Below are 17991 nucleotides of genomic sequence, written 5' to 3'. Positions count from 1 at the left end.
AAATATGGAAGACAATGAAAACAACTCAATGTTTTCAGATGAATATTCAACTGAAAGTACTAAAGAAAACTCAATAAATTTTATTGATAAATCAAATATAAATAACGAAGAAACAATTTTTTCAATTGAAACAGAGAACTATACAATCACTAAACCTAAAAGGATTATAATAAAAGCTACAATTATAAAATGATTAAAATAGATAAGGAAATTGACGAAAAACGTATTTGCCAAGGTGATATAATTGCTAACGTTGAATTCATCGAATATGCAATTGAAAAAAATGGACAAATTGAAATTTCTAAAATTGTTTTCCCTTATGTATATGTATTAACACAAGATTGCGATTTAGAACAAGAATACAATAACAAAGTTAATGAAAATGCAACTAATCAAGATAAGCATTTAATTTCCGTAATTGTTGCTCCATTATACAATATTGAACACGTTTATGATGGAACACATTTGGAGGACATAAATTTAAAAATGCAAATAATCAGTCGAAAAGAATCGAGCTCTGATAATAAGATATTGAAACAAAACAATAATCCAAGGTTTCACTATTTGGGCTTTCCAGAAGACATTCAAATTACAAATTCAGTAATTGATTTTAAGCATTATTTTACAGTAAATCACAATGTATTATTCAATAGTAAAAAACAAAATTTTGTCTGTAAAGTAAGTGAATTGTTTAGAGAAAATATATCACACAGATTTGCATCATTTTTGTCACGAATTGGTTTACCGAACGTATAGAGACGAATGCATAAACCGATAGCACAGAATTGCATTCAGCCCCGCTACGCAAAGTCTCCAACTTTGAGCTTTTAATTTAAATATTCTTAAAAATCACAAACGATATAAAAGTCTCCCGACTTTTTTCGTAAATGTCTCAAGAATTGATCAAAAATCTGAAATCTCAACTCTGCTCCTCTTTATACTGAAAACTGTTGTTTCAAAATACAACAATAATTTAAAGCAATACTTTACAAATTATTATTCTATTTATACTTATCCAAATCTAGCTTAAGAATAGTACCTACTCTGCTAAACTCTTCATTAATCTTTGCATTCAAGATAAGTTGTTCATTTGTTATTGGATGATTAAAAATTAACTGATGTGCATGAAGCATCATTCCTTTCAGTTCAAAATGCTCCAACCATAATTTATTTTGTTTGTTACAACCATGTGGACGACTTCCTAAAATGGGATGAAAAATATGTTTGAAATGTTTTCGTAATTGATGCATACGTCCAGTTTCAGGAATCGCTTCTACCAAACAATATCGTGACGTTGGTTGATTGTTAAATTCTAACTCAATTTCGGTACTTTGCAATCGATGAAAGTAGGTTATTGCATTTTGTGTAATGCCATCATCATTGGTTAAATCATAATCAATCGTTAGTTCTTCGGCTGACCAACCACGTAAAATTGCTAAATATTTTTTTTCGACTTCGCGTGTGGCAAAACGATCATTCATAATTTTTAAAACGGCTGCATCCAACGCAAATAACAAGACACCTGATGTCTTGCGATCTAACCGATGAATAGGATAAACGTGTTGCCCTCCTATTTGATTTCTCAATTCTTGAATAGCAAAAACTTTTGCATCGCGCGCATAAAATGATTTGTGAACTAATAAGCCACTTGGTTTATTAATGGCAATAATATATTCGTCTTGGTACAGAATTTCTAACATTTGGCAAAAATAAAAGAGATTTCTATCGAAATCTCTTTTTTGACTTATTTATTTCTATACTTTTATTTTTTCCCCGCTCGTGAACAGTAACAAAAGTAAATCACTATAAATTTGTAATAGGCACGAGCGGGACGCTCGCGCTAGCAATCGCATTAATTTTGCAGAGGTTAAATATCTGCAATCAAAAATCGTTAATCAAAAATCTGAAATCTCAACCCAACCAACCATCACGATCCAAACTTCTATATTGAATCGCTTCAGCGATATGTCCAGAAACAACCTTTGGAGCGGCATCAAGATCAGCGATTGTGCGTGCTACTTTCAAAATACGATCGTAGGCTCGAGCCGAAAGATTCAGTCGTTCCATTGCGGTTTTTAGTAATTGTTTTGAAACATCATCAAGTGCACAATGTTCTCTAATATGTTTAGTATTCATTTGTGCATTATAATGGATGTTTTCCATTTGCTCAAAGCGTTCGGTTTGGATTTCTCGCGCAGCAGTAACTCTTTTGCGAATATCGACGCTGCTTTCGGCTTTCCTGTCATCAGATAATTTTTCGAAAGGAACCGGTGTCACTTCAATATGAATATCGATTCTATCTAACAATGGTCCCGAAATCTTACTCAAATACCGTTGCATTTCGTGAGGCGAAGAAGTTTGTGGAGAATCGGGATCGTTGAAGAAACCACTCGGACTTGGGTTCATACTCGCCACCAGCATAAACGAGGACGGATAAGTAACCGTAAACTTGGCTCTCGAAATCGTTACTTCCCGATCTTCTAATGGTTGACGCATCACTTCCAAAACATCTCGTTTAAATTCTGGTAATTCATCCAGAAATAAAACTCCGTTGTGCGCCATCGATATTTCTCCCGGTTGTGGATAACTTCCTCCGCCGACAAGCGCTACATTTGAAATGGTATGATGCGGACTGCGAAAAGGGCGTTGATTCATCAAACCTACTTCCTTCAGTTTTCCAGCTACACTATGAATTTTGGTTGTTTCTAAGGCTTCCCGCAACGTCATGGGCGGGAGAATACTGGGTAATCGTTTCGCTAACATTGTTTTCCCTGCACCCGGCGGGCCAATTAGGATAATATTATGTCCTCCGGCAGCGGCAATTTCCATGCAACGCTTGATACTTTCTTGCCCTTTCACATCCGAAAAATCGAATTCAGGAAAGTCTAATGTTTTATAAAATTCGGCTCTGGTGTCAATTGTTGTTGGTTCCAGCGTTCCTTTTCCTTCTAGGAAATCAATCACTTCCTGTACATTTTCGATTCCATATACATCCAATCCGGCCACAATAGCTGCTTCTTTTACATTTTGCTTTGGAAGAAAAAAGCCTTTAAAACCTTCTTCTTTGGCTTTAATAGCAATAGGCAAAGCACCACGTATCGGTTGAAGACTGCCATCTAGGGAAAGTTCTCCCATGATGATGTATTTATCAATTTCCTCGGCTTTTATTTGCCCAGAAGCTACCAAAATTCCTATAGTTAAAGTCAAGTCATAGGCAGAACCTTCTTTACGTAAATCAGCAGGAGCCATATTGATGGTAATTTTTTTCCCCGGCATGGCATAACCATTATTTTTGAGTGCAGCCGCAATCCGGTAACTACTTTCTTTGATAGCGTTATCAGGCAAGCCAACTAAATGATAACCAATCCCTTTATCAATATTTACCTCTACGGTAATTGTTGTGGCTTCCACTCCAAAAACAGCGCTTCCAAAAACTTTAACTAGCATGTTTACTTATTTGATTCTAAAATTAGAGAAAACATTTTTAATTACTGTAATTAATCCTACAAAATTTAAAAACGATAGAGAATAGTACTGATTTATGTCAAAATAATTAGAATAATATGAATAGATTCCCACTATTTTTTAAATTCTGCAAAAAACAAATGTTAAAATCAAAAAAAATACTACTTAACATATTCCTTTTTTTACTTTTAGAGAATAATTAGAAACTATACTATGAAAAAAATCTTACTTCTACTCTATTTCAGTGTTTTATTACCAAAAACCTATGCACAAGAATACTTTCCCAATAATGAAAGTGTTCAAAACAAAAACACCAACTTTACCGCTTTTACCAATGCAAAAATTTATGTTACACCAACACAAATTATTGAAAAAGGTACTTTATTAATACAAAACGGAAAAGTTATCAGCGCGGGAAATAACATCGCCATTCCTAAAAATTGCATGACAATCAACTTAGACGGAAAATCAATTTATCCTTCATTTATTGATATGTACACCAGTTTTGGAATCGAAAAACCAAAAGGAATTTCCAGTACTGAAAGGAATCCTTTATATGATACCAAAAAATCAGGGCTTTACTGGAATGAAAGTATTCGTTCAGAAGTAAATGGATATGAAAGCTTTAAATACGACCAAACTAAAGCCGAAGAATTATTAAAAGCAGGATTTGGAATCGTGGGAACTCATGTCCAAGACGGAATTGCTCGCGGATCAGGAACGCTGATTGCTTTAAATAATTTTGATAAAAGCAACCAATTATTATCTGATAAAATAACCAATCATTTTGCATTTACTAAAAGTGTAACTACAAATCAAGCCTATCCAAGTTCATTGATGGGAATGATGGCATTACTTCGTCAAATGTATTTAGATTTAGATTGGTACAAAAAAGGAAATGCCACAACCAAAGATTTATCCTTGGAAGCATTATCCAATAATGAAAAATTAGTTCAAATATTTGCTTCTGAAGACAAATTGAATAGTTTAAGAGCGGCCAAAATAGGAAAAGAATTTGGCTTAAATTATATATTGAAAGGAAATGGAAATGAATTTGAACGAATTGAAGAAATCAAAAAAACAAATTCGAAATTTATTATTCCAATCAATTTCCCGGAAGCTTATGATGTTTCTGACCCCAACCAAGCCAATCAAATGGAATTGAAAGATTTGCGTTTTTGGAATCAAGCACCAACCAATCTTAAAGTTCTATCCGATAATGGAATTGTTTTCGCTTTGACTACTGATAAGTTAAAGAAGCTGGAAGATTTTAGACCGAATCTATTAAGAGCCATTAAATACGGATTTGATAAAACGAAAGCATTAGAAGCTTTGACAACTATTCCCGCTGCTATTTTAGGAAAAAGCAATGAAATAGGAAGTTTGAAAACAGGAAGTTTAGCCAATTTTGTTATTACATCCGGTGCCATTTTTGATGAGAAAACAATCCTTTACGAGAACTGGGTTCAGGGGAACAAATTTGTTATAACTGATATAACAATTAAAGACATTCGCGGTGATTACGATTTAAGTGTAGCTAATCAACAATACAAATGGAAAATTAGTGGCGATATTACTGCTCCAAAATCGACAATTACGACAATTGATTCCAAAAAAGTTAGTTCAAAACTTACGGTTTCGAATAATTGGATTTCAACTGTAATGAAATCTATGGATTCAACAAAAACGACTTTCTCCAGGTTAATTGGATATATCGATGACATCCAATTACTTTCAGGAAAAGCAATTTTATTCAATGGAAATGAGGTAAAATGGTCTGCTGTAAGAACAGCTCCTTTTATAAAACCAATTGACTCCTTGAAATTGGAAAAGAACAATGTGATTATGCCTACAACATTTCCAAATGTTGCTTATGGTAATTTGAAAAAACCAACTACACAAACATTATTGTTTAAAAACGCTACTGTTTGGACAAACGAAAAAGACGGTATTTTAGTAGAAACTGACGTGTTGGTTAAAAACGGAAAAATTGCATCTATTGGAAAAAACATTTCTGACGCTTCGGCAACAATTGTTGATGCCAAAGGCAAACATTTAACCAGCGGAATTATTGATGAGCACTCTCACATTGCAATTTCTAATGGTGTAAATGAAGGCGGGCACAATTCCAGCGCCGAAGTAACCATTCAAGATGTAGTGAATTCAGAAGACATTAATATATACAGGGACTTAGCCGGTGGAGTTACCACTTCTCAATTACTACATGGATCTGCAAATCCAATTGGTGGTCGTTCAGCGATTGTAAAATGGAAATGGGGCGCTTCAGCAGATGAAATGCTTTACAAAGACCAACCTGGATTTATCAAATTTGCCTTGGGAGAAAATGTAAAACAAGCAAACTGGGGAATCACTAATCCTACTCGTTTTCCTCAAACCAGAATGGGTGTGGAACAGGTTTTTACGGATTATTTCCAACGTGCTAAAGAATATGATGCCGCATGGAAAAATTACAACGCAACTGGTAAAAAAGAAAAAGGGAAAGCGCCAAGAGTGGATTTAGAACTACAAACATTAGCTGAAATATTAAATAAAGAACGTTTCATTTCTTGTCACTCGTATGTGCAATCTGAAATTTTGATGTTGATGAATGTAGCCGAAAAATTTGATTTTAGAGTCAATACGTATACCCATATTCTTGAAGGATACAAAGTTGCCGATAAAATGAAAGAACACGGTGTTGGAGCATCAACTTTCTCAGATTGGTGGGCTTATAAATTTGAAGTAAATGATGCCATCCCTTTCAATGGACCAATAATGCATAATGCCGGAATTGTAGTAGCCTACAACTCTGATGATGCTGAAATGTCAAGAAGATTGAATCAAGAAGCTGCCAAAGCAGTGAAATACGGTAATATTTCAGAGGAAGATGCTTGGAAATTTGTTACTTTAAATCCTGCAAAGTTATTGCATATCGATGACAAAGTAGGAAGTATAAAAGTGGGAAAAGATGCCGATATTGTATTGTGGAACGCCAATCCGTTATCTATTTATGCCAAAGCTGAAAAAACGTTAATCGAAGGCGTAGTCTATTACGATGTTCAAAAGGATGAAGAACAAAGAGTAGCTATTGCTAAAGAGCGCAATGAGTTAATCGGTCAATTATTACAAGAAAAGAATAAAGGAATGATTACTCAAGAGCCTAAAAAAGCAGAGAAGAAAGAATACCACTGTGATACTTTAGAACATTAAAAATAAAATCTAAAATTCACTGCAAGCGCTTTTACAAAAAGGCAAAGCAATTCCAAATAAAAAAATATAAATATAATGAGTAAAAAAACATATATATTGCTATTGGTATTTAGTTTATCAATACTTACAAAAGCACAACAAACACCTACTCCTAAGCAATCAAAATCGGTTCTAATTCTTAATGCTACGGCACATTTAGGAAATGGCGAAGTAATCGAGAACAGTGCTATAGGATTCGTTGACGGAAAAATTACTTTGGTAGCAGATGCCAGAGTGATTCGACTTACTGATGGCGCATACGATATTACTATTAACGCCGCAGGGAAACATGTTTATCCGGGATTTATTGCTCCTAATTCAACACTGGGTTTAGTTGAAATTGATGCTGTGAAATCTTCTGATGATGAGGATGAGATTGGAAACATGAACCCACATGTAAGAAGTATTATAGCATACACTGCTGATTCAAAAGTAATAGAAACAGTAAGACCGAACGGAATTCTAATGGCTCAAATCACACCGCGTGGTGGAAGAATTTCAGGAACTTCCTCAATTGTTCAGCTAGATGCGTGGAACTGGAAAGATGCTCTTATAAAAGAAAATGATGGAATTCATTTAGATTTTCCTTCTAGTTTTAGAAGAAGTGGTTCTTGGTTTGAACCAGGAAGCATTGAAGCCAATAAGGATTATGCTAGACAAGTTTTAGAGTTATCTTCTTTTTTATCCAATGCCAAAGCGTATTTAGGGGATAGTTCAAAAGAGAGAAATTTGACTTTGGAATCTACAAAAGGATTATTCGATGGAAATCAAACCTTATTTATTCATGCCAATGAAGAAAAACAAATTATTGATGCAGTACAGTTTGCAAAAGAAAATGGAGTTAAGAAAATGGTGATTGTTGGTGGATACGAAGCCTATAAAACAGCTGAATTATTACAAAAAAATAATGTTGGCGTATTGCTTAGACGCGTTCATGATATGCCAGAAAATGACGATCATGATATTGATCTACCTTATAAATCAGCCAAATTATTAACGAATAAAGGTGTTCTGGTGGGTTTAGAAAATAGTGGTGCACATGAAAGAATGAATACCCGAAATTTACCATTTTTAGCAGGAACATGTGCTGCTTATGGACTGGATAAAGAACAAGCTTTGAAATTAATAACATCAAATACTGCTAAAATATTAGGAATTGATGCTCAATGTGGTACCTTAGAACAGGGAAAAGATGCTACACTATTCATTTCCGAAGGCGATGCTTTGGATATGAGAACAAACAAATTGACCAATGCTTTTATTCAAGGCAGGATGATTAGTCTGGATACCCATCAAACCAAGCTGAACGACAGATATAAAACAAAATACAATCAAAAATAAATTAATATAATGGGACTATTTAACGCCATCTTAGGCAATGCATCCGAAGTTAACATTGAAAATGTTTCGAATGAATTTGAGCCAATCTTAATAGAAGGGGAAATAATTGAGAAAGCGTACAAACTCATCCGTGACATGTTTATTTTCACCAATAAAAGACTGATTTTAGTTGAAAAACAATTGGTTGGAACCAAAGTCGATTATATGTCAATTCCCTATTCGAGCATCAAAAAATTCTCTAAAGAAAGTGCCGGAATATTGGATATGGATGCTGAATTAAAAATTTGGCTGAATCACGACAATAATCCAATTGTGAAACAATTTGGAAAAGGAGGCAACAACATCAATGAAGTATATAAAATTTTGAGTCAGCATACTTTGAAATAAATCATCGATTCCTTAAATTTAAATAATTGCACCTATTGTATTAATTTCAATAGGTGCATTTTTTTTAACGCTATTCTACTTTTAGTTCAAAATATAGAACCGTTAGGATATGGTCCTATTAATTCTTAGAATAATTACCATATAATCTCCTAAAACGATAATTTCTCTTAACCTTACTTTAACAAATTGTAAATTTTAACTTTAAATTACAACATACCCGTAAAAAAATAGGGGTCATATTATAAAAATGACAAAAATAAAATATTAAACCATTTTTTTAAAGGGGCATACTGGTGGTTTTTCTATTTTTATCAAAATTTAAAACTAAAAAACAATGCGAAAAATTATTTTAAGTGTGCTATTAATCACTATTTTGGTATTAACCCTTTTTTCAAATTATTTCATACTTGACAGCCCTGCTCCAACAGAAGCTGTAAAATTTGATACTGGCGATACCGCTTGGATGATCGTTGCAACTGCACTTGTATTAATAATGACTCCTGGGTTGGGTTTCTTCTACGGGGGAATGGTAGGAAAAAAGAATGTTATCAGTACTATGCTTCAAAGTTTTATGGCTATGATAATTGTTACCGTTTTATGGATCGTTATCGCCTTTGGTTTATCATTTGGTCCTTCAATAGGAGGAATAATTGGTAATCCGTTACCTAATTTATTTTTTCAAGGTGTTGGTACCAATACAGCTTGGAGTCTTGCTCCAACAATACCTTTTATGTTATTTGCTTTATTCCAAGCAAAATTTGCAATCATTACACCTGCCTTAATAACTGGAGCTTTTGCAGAAAGAATTCGTTTCTGGGCTTACCTATTATTTATGGTATTATTCATACTACTTGTTTACACGCCCTTAGCACACATGACTTGGCATCCAGATGGTGTATTCTTTAAAATGGGAGTATTAGATTTCGCTGGAGGAACAGTAGTTCACATGAGCGCGGGATGGGCTGCACTAGCTGGAGCCATTTTCTTAGGAAAAAGAAAAACACAAAAAGTTAATCCTGCACGTATTACTTATGTACTGTTAGGCACTGGTTTATTATGGTTTGGATGGTTTGGTTTCAACGCAGGTTCTGCATTAGGGTCTAATGGTCTAGCTGTACAAGCATTAGGAACAACAACAGTAGCTGCTGCAGCTGCCGGAATGGCTTGGGTATTTCTTGATAAAATTCTTGGACACAAACTTTCTGCAATGGGAGCTTGTATAGGTACCGTTGTAGGTTTAGTAGCTATTACGCCTGCAGCAGGTTTCGTAACTATTCCTCACGCCATGTTTATCGGTATATTTGCCAGTATTGTTAGCAATCTAGTGGTTAGCAAATTCCCTAAAGGTAAAATTGATGATGCTTTAGACGTATTCGCTTGTCACGGTGTTGGTGGTATGGTTGGTATGCTATTAACTGGTGTTTTTGCTTCTAAATCTGTTAATTCAGTAGTAGGAGATAATCAAGGACTTATTTTTGGCGATGCTACATTATTTTTAAACCAATTAACCGCTTTAGTAATCGTTTCAGTATTTGCATTTTCAGCATCTTATTTCCTTTTCTTTATTGTAAACAAAATAACTCCACTAAGAGTAAGTGACGAAAAAGAAGAATTAGGTTTAGATATTTCTCAACACGGTGAGTTTCTATAAACCGACTTTTATGCAATAAATTAAAAACACTCTGAGATTAAATTTCAGAGTGTTTTTTTTTGTGCTTAAAATCCAAGAAACATTGCAAATTTTTTCAGAAAAACTAAAATGCAAAAAAACAATTTGTAGCCCAGTGGAGTGCTGCTCGCTTCATTGATAGGGCCAGTAGTGTTGATGAATCCGTTGGAGAAAATATCCTGCAAATAATCAAAAGCAGAAACCATCCTGAACAGGCTTATAAAAGTTGTTTAGGAATACTAAACTTCGAAAAAAAGGTAGGGAAAGATCGATTAATAAATACCTGTAAACGGGCACTGGATTTTAAAATTCACAACTTTAAGACGATACAAAATATTTTAGAAAACAACTTAGATCATATTGACTTTGAACATGAACCCGAGCAAGAACTCCCTATTCACGGTAATATCAGAGGAAAACACTATTATAATTAAATTAAAACACAGTAATCATCAATGAATCCACAGCAACAAAAATGAAACAGATGAAACTTTATGGCATGCATAATCTTTTAAAACCGCCATTGAAAGCAGAAAAACAGACCATTACACACTCGATCAGTTTGTATTGATGCTTATTGATGCCGAATGGGATGAAAGGCACAATCAGCGTATTGCCCGCAGTATCACCAATGCCCGATTCCTTTACAAATCAAATATTGAAAGTATCAATTTTGACCAAACCCGTAATCTGAATTGAAACACCAAACTGCATCTGGCAGAATGTGAATTTGTAGAGAAAATGAATGCATTTTAATAACTGGAAGTACCGGTGTAGGCAGAAGTTATTTAGGTACAGTATTAGGTTATCAAGCCTGCATACAGGTTGTAAAATAAGTTATTTTAATACTTCTAAGCTGTTTGCTAAATTAAAAATGGCCAAAGCAGATGGTTCTTACCTATGAGAATTGGCCAAAATAAAAAGGGAAAATGCCATTATATTGGACGATTTTGGACTGCAAGCGTTAGATAACAGTAACCGAATTACTCTTTTAGAGCTCACTGAAGACAGGCATAATAACGGTTCTATAATGGTAACATCACAAATCCCAGTCCAAGGTTGGTACAATATCATTAAAAAAAACCATAGCTGATGCCATTTTGGAAAGACTCATACATCAATCCCATCGACTCTAATTACATGAAGAATCTATGAGAAAAAAAAGAGGGATAAACAAAGTCCAATATTTAAGTATATTTGAATACTAATTAACACATGAAAAAAAGTAGTTTTTAATGAAAAATGGAGTGGTCATTTTACTCCGGAATTAGGTGCTCATTTTGAATTGGAATCAGGTGCCCTTTAAATTGGAATTGGGTGGTCAATATCACTGCAATTTGCATAATAAGCTCCAAAATGAGTTCGTTTCAATCGGGGAATTCTGTCAATAACATGAGCCTAAAAATTGAAGAGGTCGAACCTTTGATAATTGGTTAAAAATTATTTTTTTGAGAATCAAATTTTGAACTGTTACCAGTTAAAAAATAACATTATCAAAAAAAATGCCCTTGCAATATAAAATTGAAGAGCATTCTGCTTTAATAATTAGTTCAAATATGTGATTTACATTTTTATTTTATTTCCATTTTTTGGCAGCACCAAATCTGACGCATTATTTTCTTTAAAATAATTAGCTCCCCACATTTCGTATCGTTTTTTCTGAGTTTCAATTTTAGTTTGAAAGGCTGACCAGTTTTTCTTTTCCTTTGGTGACCATAATACTTCACTAAGTGCACTCAAACGAGGAAATATCATATATTCTACTTTAGCTGGATTTTGCATATATTCTGTCCAAACATTTCCTTGGGCACCCATTACATATTTAGCCTGTTGCTCATTCAATTCTTTAGGAATTGGCTCATAGCTGTAAATTTTTTCTAAATTAGTAAACCCACCAATCGTTACTTCTTTTTCATTTTTAGTCTGGGTATGATCTAAATAAACGTGACTCCCCGGAGTCATAATTACCTGATGGTTTTCTTTAGCTGCAGCTATTCCGCCGGCTTCGCCTCTCCAACTCATCACTATGGCATTTGGCGCAAGACCACCTTCAAGAATTTCATCCCATCCTATTAATGTTCTTCCGTTTTTATTAATGTATTTTTCCATACGTTGAATAAAATAACTTTGAAGTTCATGCTCATCTTTCAAGCCTTTTTCTTTTATTAACTGCTGACAAAATTCACTTCTTTTCCAAGCATCTTTAGGAGATTCATCACCACCAACATGAATATACTTTGATGGAAATAAAGCCATGACCTCATCTAGAACATCTTCAAGAAATTTGAAAGTATATTCCGTTGGAGCGTATACATCGGTAAAAACACCCCATGTTTCCTGAACCAGTTTTACTCTGCCATTTGCTAATTCCTGCTTGCTTTTTTCAGAAATCATATTCGCAGGTATATCTGTTTTTTCATTCGGAAAACAACTCAACATCGGATAAGCTGCAATGGCTGCACTACTATGACCCGGCATTTCAATTTCTGGAATTACCGTAATAAAACGGTCCGAAGCATATTTAACAATATCTTTTACTTCTTCCTGGGTATAAAACCCTTCTTCAGGTGTATTGTCGCTTCCTTTACCCGGGTACCTGCCTACGATAGATCCGTTTCTTTTAGAACCTATTTCAGTAAGTCTAGGATATTTTTTTATTTCGATTCTCCAACCCTGATCTTCGGTTAGATGCCAATGGAAATAATTCATTTTATGCAAGGCTAGATAATCAATATACTTTTTAACGAATGAAACCGGGAAAAAATGACGGCTTACATCCAACATCGAGCCTCTATAAGCAAAACGCGGTCCGTCTTTTACCGTTACTGAAGCAATCTTTAGACTGTTGCTTTTCTGTACAGGAAGCAATTGAATTAGTGTTTGCATACCGTAAAAAGTTCCTTGATTTGAATTTCCTTCAATCAATACGCCATCGTTGTCCGATTTTAAACTATAACCTTCTCCTTTAAGTCCGTCAATATTTTGAAGACTTTTCAATACAATGCTGTTTTTAGAGACTTTTTGAACTACTTCTAATTCAAATCCATAATACTCCAATAAATATTTATTGAAGAAAGTTGCCGTAGCTTTATCTCCTTTGTTGGCAACCACCAATTTTGTTTTAGGACTAATAACAAAACTACCCGTGTTTGCAATAACTTCAGCTGGCTGAGGAATGATTTTTACTTCCTGAGCAAATGAGAATGTGCTACATAAAAGAAGTGAAAAGAAAAATGACTTTATCATATTTACATTTTTATTAATTATTTGTTTATATATTCATTTTTATATTTAATTCAACAAGTCTATTGTCTAATTCTAGTCCATTTTTTTTCTAAAAAAAACAATAAAATCTTCATTAATGATTCGCCGATTTAATACTAAATCGCTTGAATTAAATTGATGAAAAATGTCATCCCAGAAAATGAAGATGGCATTTCCATATTCTTTATTAATTTGTTAAGAAGCCACCGTGACCTCTGTATAATTTGATTGGTGCGTCTAATGTTACTTTGATACAAGTCACATATTTATCGATAGCATTTTCCGGCAAATCAATGTAAACCAATCCAGGAACAGCACTCCAAGAGATTTTACCCACTACTTTATGAGTCAACTTCTCCTTTGAACCCAAAACAGTAATACCCTGAATTTTGTTATCTAGTCCTTTTAACATTACTTGTCCAGAAGTTTTTCCGTGAACAAATAAGTAAAGTGTTTTTGAATCTTTCGACAGTGTCGTTGGTCCGTAGAAATGCCCTTGTGGAATTCCAGGGATAGTTCCGAAAATCCCTTCTCCGTTTCTTCTGTTCCAATCGCCTAATTCTTTCAATGTAGAAACAACCGTTTCTGGATAAGTTCCGTCTGGTTTTGGTCCAATGTCTAATAATAAATTTCCTCCGTTTGAAACCGCATCCACAAATATAGTTATTATTTCATAAGGTGTCTTCCAGTTGGTGTCACTCACACGGTAACCCCAGTTTTCATTCATGGTCATACACAATTCCCACCATTTGGATGCAGGACGCACCACAGGAAAATTTTGTTCTGGAGTATCGTAATCGCCATACCCCTGCAAACGACCGTTGATAATGGTATTTGGGTTTCTGTCTAACATCATTTTACGTGTTTTTTCGGCCTGCCATTCATCAGCACTGTGCTCCCAATCGCCATCAAACCACCACAAATCAGGATTGTACCAGTCAGAGATTTCTTTGACTTGTCCCTGAAAGAATTTCTGGAAACGTTCCCAACGAGCTGGTTCTTTTTTGATATCATAACGCTTTTTATTCTTCAAAAAATCAGGATAATCATTGTGTGTCCAGTCAATTAATGAAAAATAGGCTCCGCATTTCACATCTCTTTTACGCAGTTCTTCAAAAAAAGGTTTTATCATGTCTTTTTTGGCAGGACATGTTTTTACCGAACTCAATTTTCCCAATTTGGTGTCGTACATCGCTACACCGTCGTGGTGTTTGGTTGTAATTACCGCATACCTGGCCCCGCTTTCTTTGATCATTTCTGCCCAAGCAGCTGGATCGTAATTGCTTAAAGTGAAACTTTTTTGCTGTTTCATATAATCTTCAACTGAAATGTTTCCGTTATGAAAACTCCAAGATTCCGAAACATCGGCCACCGAATAAATTCCGGCATGGATGAAGATTCCTAGCTTAGCATCTTCAAACCATTGCATTTTATCCTTAATGGTTGTAGGATCAATTTTGGGTTGAGCATTCCCGCAAAAAACTGCTCCGCTAAAGAGAGCCAACAACATTACTTTTTTTATCATTTTAACAAAATAAAATATTAATGAAAACCATTACAATTTACTAAAAAAGATGATTTAATTCCCTACTTAAATACACCAGCCATCCTCTCAGTCTTTTTACTAAATTTATGTCTTTTTAGAAATCGAAAGATATAATGATTACAATCTTTATATTAATGCGATATTATCCTTGTTTAATCATTAATTACCATTCCTAAAATAGATACTAAAAAAACGAGCGATTTTGTCATTTAATAACTTCAGAACATTCTGGTAAAACTTTACAAACTGAGAAAATTATTCTCCCCCATTTTAAAATCTGTTGAGGAAGCATTATTTTGTGTTAATAGGTCAGTCCTGAGATAATACGTTACCAACAATAAAGATAAAGGTGTAATTATTTTTATGATTTTTTATTATTTAAAAAGAATGCGGAAAATATTGATTGTCAACAGAACCATCATCAAACAAATCAACAATAGCATAGCCTGGAGGCGTTTGTTTATAATACGTTTTCCCTGCCGAGTCTTTGTCTCCATCTTCCCACCAAAAACCACTTAAGGCACCATTACAATAATAATGTACATTATTGTAAACGGCGTTGTCCAATAAATGAATATGCCCGCTAAAGCAGTTAATTTTTTTGTCCTTATGTTTATAAAAAAGATCGCTGATATATTTTGAATCGGTATGATTTCCTCCATCAACATGGGTACATGCGGCAAGAATAGGATAATGGCTCATGCAAATAACTGATGTACCGGCTGGAATAGCTTGTAAATCCTTTTCCAACCATAGACGTTGTTCATCATCCAATGAACCTCCGCCGTTATTACTGTCCAATATTACAAAATGCCAGCCTTTTTTATCAAAACTGTAATACCGATTGGGAATTCCCAATTGTTTCACTACATACTCTTTTCCATACATTGGATCCTGTTTATCAGGTGCAGCCCACCACATATCATGATTCCCGAGGCAACTATGAATCTCAAAGCCGCTTATCCCTCTGGTAGTTTCGTTCCACACCTTCCATAATTCATTTACTCTCTCACGGGTTATATCACCATAGTCTGCTGCAAATATTGTATCTCCTCCATTCAGGAAGAAATCGACTTTATGTTTTTTTATCTCTTCCAAACATTTTACAAACCGGTTGGGGGCATTTTCTTCCGGTCGGATATGCACATCGGTGATATGCGCAATGCGCAATACTCTTTTACGTTTATCCCTTTGTTCCGCCGCAGAAACAATTGATGTTGTTCCGCTCAATGCGGCGGCACCAACAGTCAATCCAATATATTTTAATAAATCTCTTCTTTTCATTTGTAGATAATATTTGTTTTTTATCGAAATATGGAATTGATGACATTCTATATTGCTTTTTTGGGAGTCATCGAACGTTCTTTTGCATCAATTGATTAAATTCCCGTTCAAAAATAGATTCCGAAAATAGAATATATTTTTCAAATCACATAACAGTACCTACCAGTTTGTAAAGTATTATGCTAAACTTATAGTAACATAGCAAACAGGTTAAAAAAATACTTTAGCTTATTTCTAATATTAAAATAAAATTATTTAAAAAAGCGTTTGGTATTATTCATCATATTAGTTGTTAATTAGAGACTTTAATTACCCACACATAGTCTGTAACCGATTTAAGAGAAGCCGGAACATTTACCTCGACGGTATCTCCTTTTTGTTTCCATGAAAGGTTTGATTTACTCCCCAATAGCTGCAACTTTGTGTTTTTAGAAAACGAGATTTTCGTTAACAGCTGTTTTTCTTTTGGAAAATCGAACAGGAAAATATATTTGGTATCCCCATTTTTAGTTTGTGTATAACGAATCTTTTCGCCTTCCCCAAAAACGGTAAACATTCGGCTGCCGTAAATGGCCTCACCATTTGTTTTTATCCAAGTTCCAATTTCTTTCAAACGCTGGTAAGCCACCGGATCCAGCTCGCCATCTGGCCCCGGACCAATATTCAACAAATAGTTTCCTCCTTTACTTACCACGTCAACTAATTTCTCGATGATTTCGTTTGCAGGTTTGTAAACATCATTAGGTACATAACTCCAACTATTCCCCATAGTCATGCAAGTTTCCCATGGATAAGGCAAACCGGTATCCGGTATATACTGTTCAGGGGTAAGATAATTTTGTTGTTCTCCTGGGACAGCTCTGTCCACAACGATCAACTTGGGTTGTTTTGCCCTAACCTCTTTCACCAAACGTAGCATATCGATATCCTGGCTTTGAGGATTACGAGCCCAACGACTGCCTTCGGAAACTTCCGATAATGCATCCTTTATTTCCAGATCTGTTTTCTTACGCACCCAACCGCCATCAAGCCAAAGAATATCAAGCTTGCCATAATTGCTCGCCAATTCATTAATTTGATTATGGGTAAAGTCAACGAATTTTTTCCATTGTTCAGGATACTTCTGAATCGAATAGTTAGCATTGCGGTCGCTTGGCGGAAATTGTTTCCACCAATAATAATCACTATGCCAGTCGGGCTTGGAAAAATAAGCCCCGATCCAAAAATTCTCCTTCCTAAAAGCCGAAAAAATTTCTTTGGTCACATCACTCCTCGGATTGGTTGAAAACGGAGAACCTTTATCGGTAATCTTATAGTCGGTATATTTACTGTCGAACATGCAAAATCCGTCGTGATGTTTGGTGGTAAACACCATGTATTTCATTCCGGCATCCTTGGCAGCTGCCGCCCATTTTTCGGGATTAAATTTCACCGGATTAAAAGTCGTTTTAAGATTCTCGTAGGCATTTACATAATCGTTATAATTGTCGGCCACGCCTGGTTTCTGTCCGCCCGTAGCCCAACTAAGATCTTCCGGGCAAATACTCCAACTTTCCACAATACCCCACTGGCTGTAGGTTCCCCAATGCATCAGCAGACCAAATTTCAAATCTTTCCATTCCTCCAATCTTTGCTGAATAACAGGATTCGGATCTGGACAATATTCTTTTTCTTGAGCGGAAAGATTGATTGTTATAAAAGAAAACAACAAAAAAATTACTGTCTTTCTAAGAATTTGATGTGTGGATTTCATCGCTATTGGTTTATTGGATAATTAAATTCATTT

13 protein-coding genes are annotated in these 17991 nt (G+C 34.8%); 7 read left to right on the top strand and 6 right to left on the bottom strand.

Annotated features, from left to right (window positions below; translation table 11 throughout):
- Positions 1-4 precede the first annotated feature (4 nt).
- Positions 5-193, top strand: a complete 189-nt coding sequence (locus tag E0H99_RS14295; RefSeq protein WP_131996968.1) for a hypothetical protein — start codon at positions 5-7, stop codon at positions 191-193.
- Positions 190-756, top strand: coding sequence for a hypothetical protein (locus E0H99_RS14290; protein ID WP_131996965.1), 567 nt, complete (start codon positions 190-192; stop codon positions 754-756). The genes E0H99_RS14295 and E0H99_RS14290 overlap by 4 nt, the downstream gene beginning before the upstream one ends.
- Before the next feature lie 245 nt (positions 757-1001).
- On the opposite strand, the gene E0H99_RS14285 is transcribed toward E0H99_RS14290, so the two are convergent.
- Positions 1002-1700, bottom strand: a complete 699-nt coding sequence (locus E0H99_RS14285; protein ID WP_131996962.1) for a pseudouridine synthase — start codon at positions 1698-1700, stop codon at positions 1002-1004.
- Positions 1701-1911: 211 nt separating this feature from the next.
- Positions 1912-3447: a YifB family Mg chelatase-like AAA ATPase gene (locus E0H99_RS14280; RefSeq protein WP_131996959.1), complete on the bottom strand. Its 1536-nt coding sequence runs from the start codon at positions 3445-3447 to the stop codon at positions 1912-1914.
- A gap of 231 nt (positions 3448-3678) precedes the next feature.
- Between E0H99_RS14280 and E0H99_RS14275 the strand changes: the two genes are divergently transcribed.
- The 5 genes from E0H99_RS14275 to E0H99_RS17650 all read left to right on the top strand — a co-directional run bounded on the left by E0H99_RS14275 (position 3679) and on the right by E0H99_RS17650 (position 11204).
- Positions 3679-6675 (top strand): amidohydrolase family protein, encoded by a 2997-nt coding sequence (locus E0H99_RS14275; protein ID WP_131996956.1) that lies wholly within the window; start codon positions 3679-3681, stop codon positions 6673-6675.
- Between the two features lie 75 nt (positions 6676-6750).
- On the top strand, positions 6751-8055 hold the full coding sequence (locus tag E0H99_RS14270) for an amidohydrolase family protein (protein WP_131996953.1): 1305 nt from the start codon (positions 6751-6753) through the stop codon (positions 8053-8055).
- Positions 8056-8064: 9 nt separating this feature from the next.
- Positions 8065-8442: a PH domain-containing protein gene (locus E0H99_RS14265; protein WP_131996950.1), complete on the top strand. Its 378-nt coding sequence runs from the start codon at positions 8065-8067 to the stop codon at positions 8440-8442.
- 334 nt (positions 8443-8776) lie between these two features.
- Positions 8777-10093: an ammonium transporter gene (locus tag E0H99_RS14260; RefSeq protein ID WP_131996947.1), complete on the top strand. Its 1317-nt coding sequence runs from the start codon at positions 8777-8779 to the stop codon at positions 10091-10093.
- Positions 10094-11018: 925 nt separating this feature from the next.
- Entirely contained in the window at positions 11019-11204 is a 186-nt protein-coding gene (locus E0H99_RS17650; RefSeq protein WP_205728696.1) for an ATP-binding protein, read from the top strand.
- Positions 11205-11674: 470 nt separating this feature from the next.
- On the opposite strand, the gene E0H99_RS14250 is transcribed toward E0H99_RS17650, so the two are convergent.
- From E0H99_RS14250 to E0H99_RS14235, 4 genes are all read right to left on the bottom strand, one after another.
- Positions 11675-13357 (bottom strand): beta-N-acetylhexosaminidase, encoded by a 1683-nt coding sequence (locus E0H99_RS14250; protein WP_131996944.1) that lies wholly within the window; start codon positions 13355-13357, stop codon positions 11675-11677.
- Between the two features lie 205 nt (positions 13358-13562).
- Entirely contained in the window at positions 13563-14900 is a 1338-nt protein-coding gene (locus tag E0H99_RS14245) for an alpha-L-fucosidase (protein ID WP_131996941.1), read from the bottom strand.
- A gap of 399 nt (positions 14901-15299) precedes the next feature.
- On the bottom strand, positions 15300-16205 hold the full coding sequence (locus E0H99_RS14240; RefSeq protein WP_131996938.1) for a metallophosphoesterase family protein: 906 nt from the start codon (positions 16203-16205) through the stop codon (positions 15300-15302).
- A 292-nt stretch (positions 16206-16497) separates the two neighbouring features.
- Positions 16498-17958, bottom strand: coding sequence for an alpha-L-fucosidase (locus E0H99_RS14235; protein WP_131996935.1), 1461 nt, complete (start codon positions 17956-17958; stop codon positions 16498-16500).
- Positions 17959-17991: the final 33 nt, after the last annotated feature.

The organism is Flavobacterium sp. GT3P67 (assembly GCF_004349155.1).
GTDB lineage: Bacteria > Bacteroidota > Bacteroidia > Flavobacteriales > Flavobacteriaceae > Flavobacterium > Flavobacterium ranwuense.
Note: the sequence above shows the minus strand (reverse complement) of the source record. Positions and strands in the feature narration are given on the sequence as shown.

Bases quoted from the DNA above. Each gene is read 5' to 3' on its own strand.
- E0H99_RS14235 (WP_131996935.1), bottom strand. From the start codon at position 17,958: ATGAAATCCACACATCAAATTCTTAGAAAGACAGTAATTTTTTTGTTG.
- E0H99_RS14265 (WP_131996950.1), top strand. From the start codon at position 8,065: ATGGGACTATTTAACGCCATCTTAGGCAATGCATCCGAAGTTAACATT.
- E0H99_RS14250 (WP_131996944.1), bottom strand. From the start codon at position 13,357: ATGATAAAGTCATTTTTCTTTTCACTTCTTTTATGTAGCACATTCTCA.
- E0H99_RS14275 (WP_131996956.1), top strand. From the start codon at position 3,679: ATGAAAAAAATCTTACTTCTACTCTATTTCAGTGTTTTATTACCAAAA.
- E0H99_RS14295 (WP_131996968.1), top strand. From the start codon at position 5: ATGGAAGACAATGAAAACAACTCAATGTTTTCAGATGAATATTCAACT.
- E0H99_RS14240 (WP_131996938.1), bottom strand. From the start codon at position 16,205: ATGAAAAGAAGAGATTTATTAAAATATATTGGATTGACTGTTGGTGCC.
- E0H99_RS14270 (WP_131996953.1), top strand. From the start codon at position 6,751: ATGAGTAAAAAAACATATATATTGCTATTGGTATTTAGTTTATCAATA.
- E0H99_RS14245 (WP_131996941.1), bottom strand. From the start codon at position 14,900: ATGATAAAAAAAGTAATGTTGTTGGCTCTCTTTAGCGGAGCAGTTTTT.
- E0H99_RS14290 (WP_131996965.1), top strand. From the start codon at position 190: ATGATTAAAATAGATAAGGAAATTGACGAAAAACGTATTTGCCAAGGT.
- E0H99_RS14285 (WP_131996962.1), bottom strand. From the start codon at position 1,700: ATGTTAGAAATTCTGTACCAAGACGAATATATTATTGCCATTAATAAA.
- E0H99_RS14280 (WP_131996959.1), bottom strand. From the start codon at position 3,447: ATGCTAGTTAAAGTTTTTGGAAGCGCTGTTTTTGGAGTGGAAGCCACA.
- E0H99_RS14260 (WP_131996947.1), top strand. From the start codon at position 8,777: ATGCGAAAAATTATTTTAAGTGTGCTATTAATCACTATTTTGGTATTA.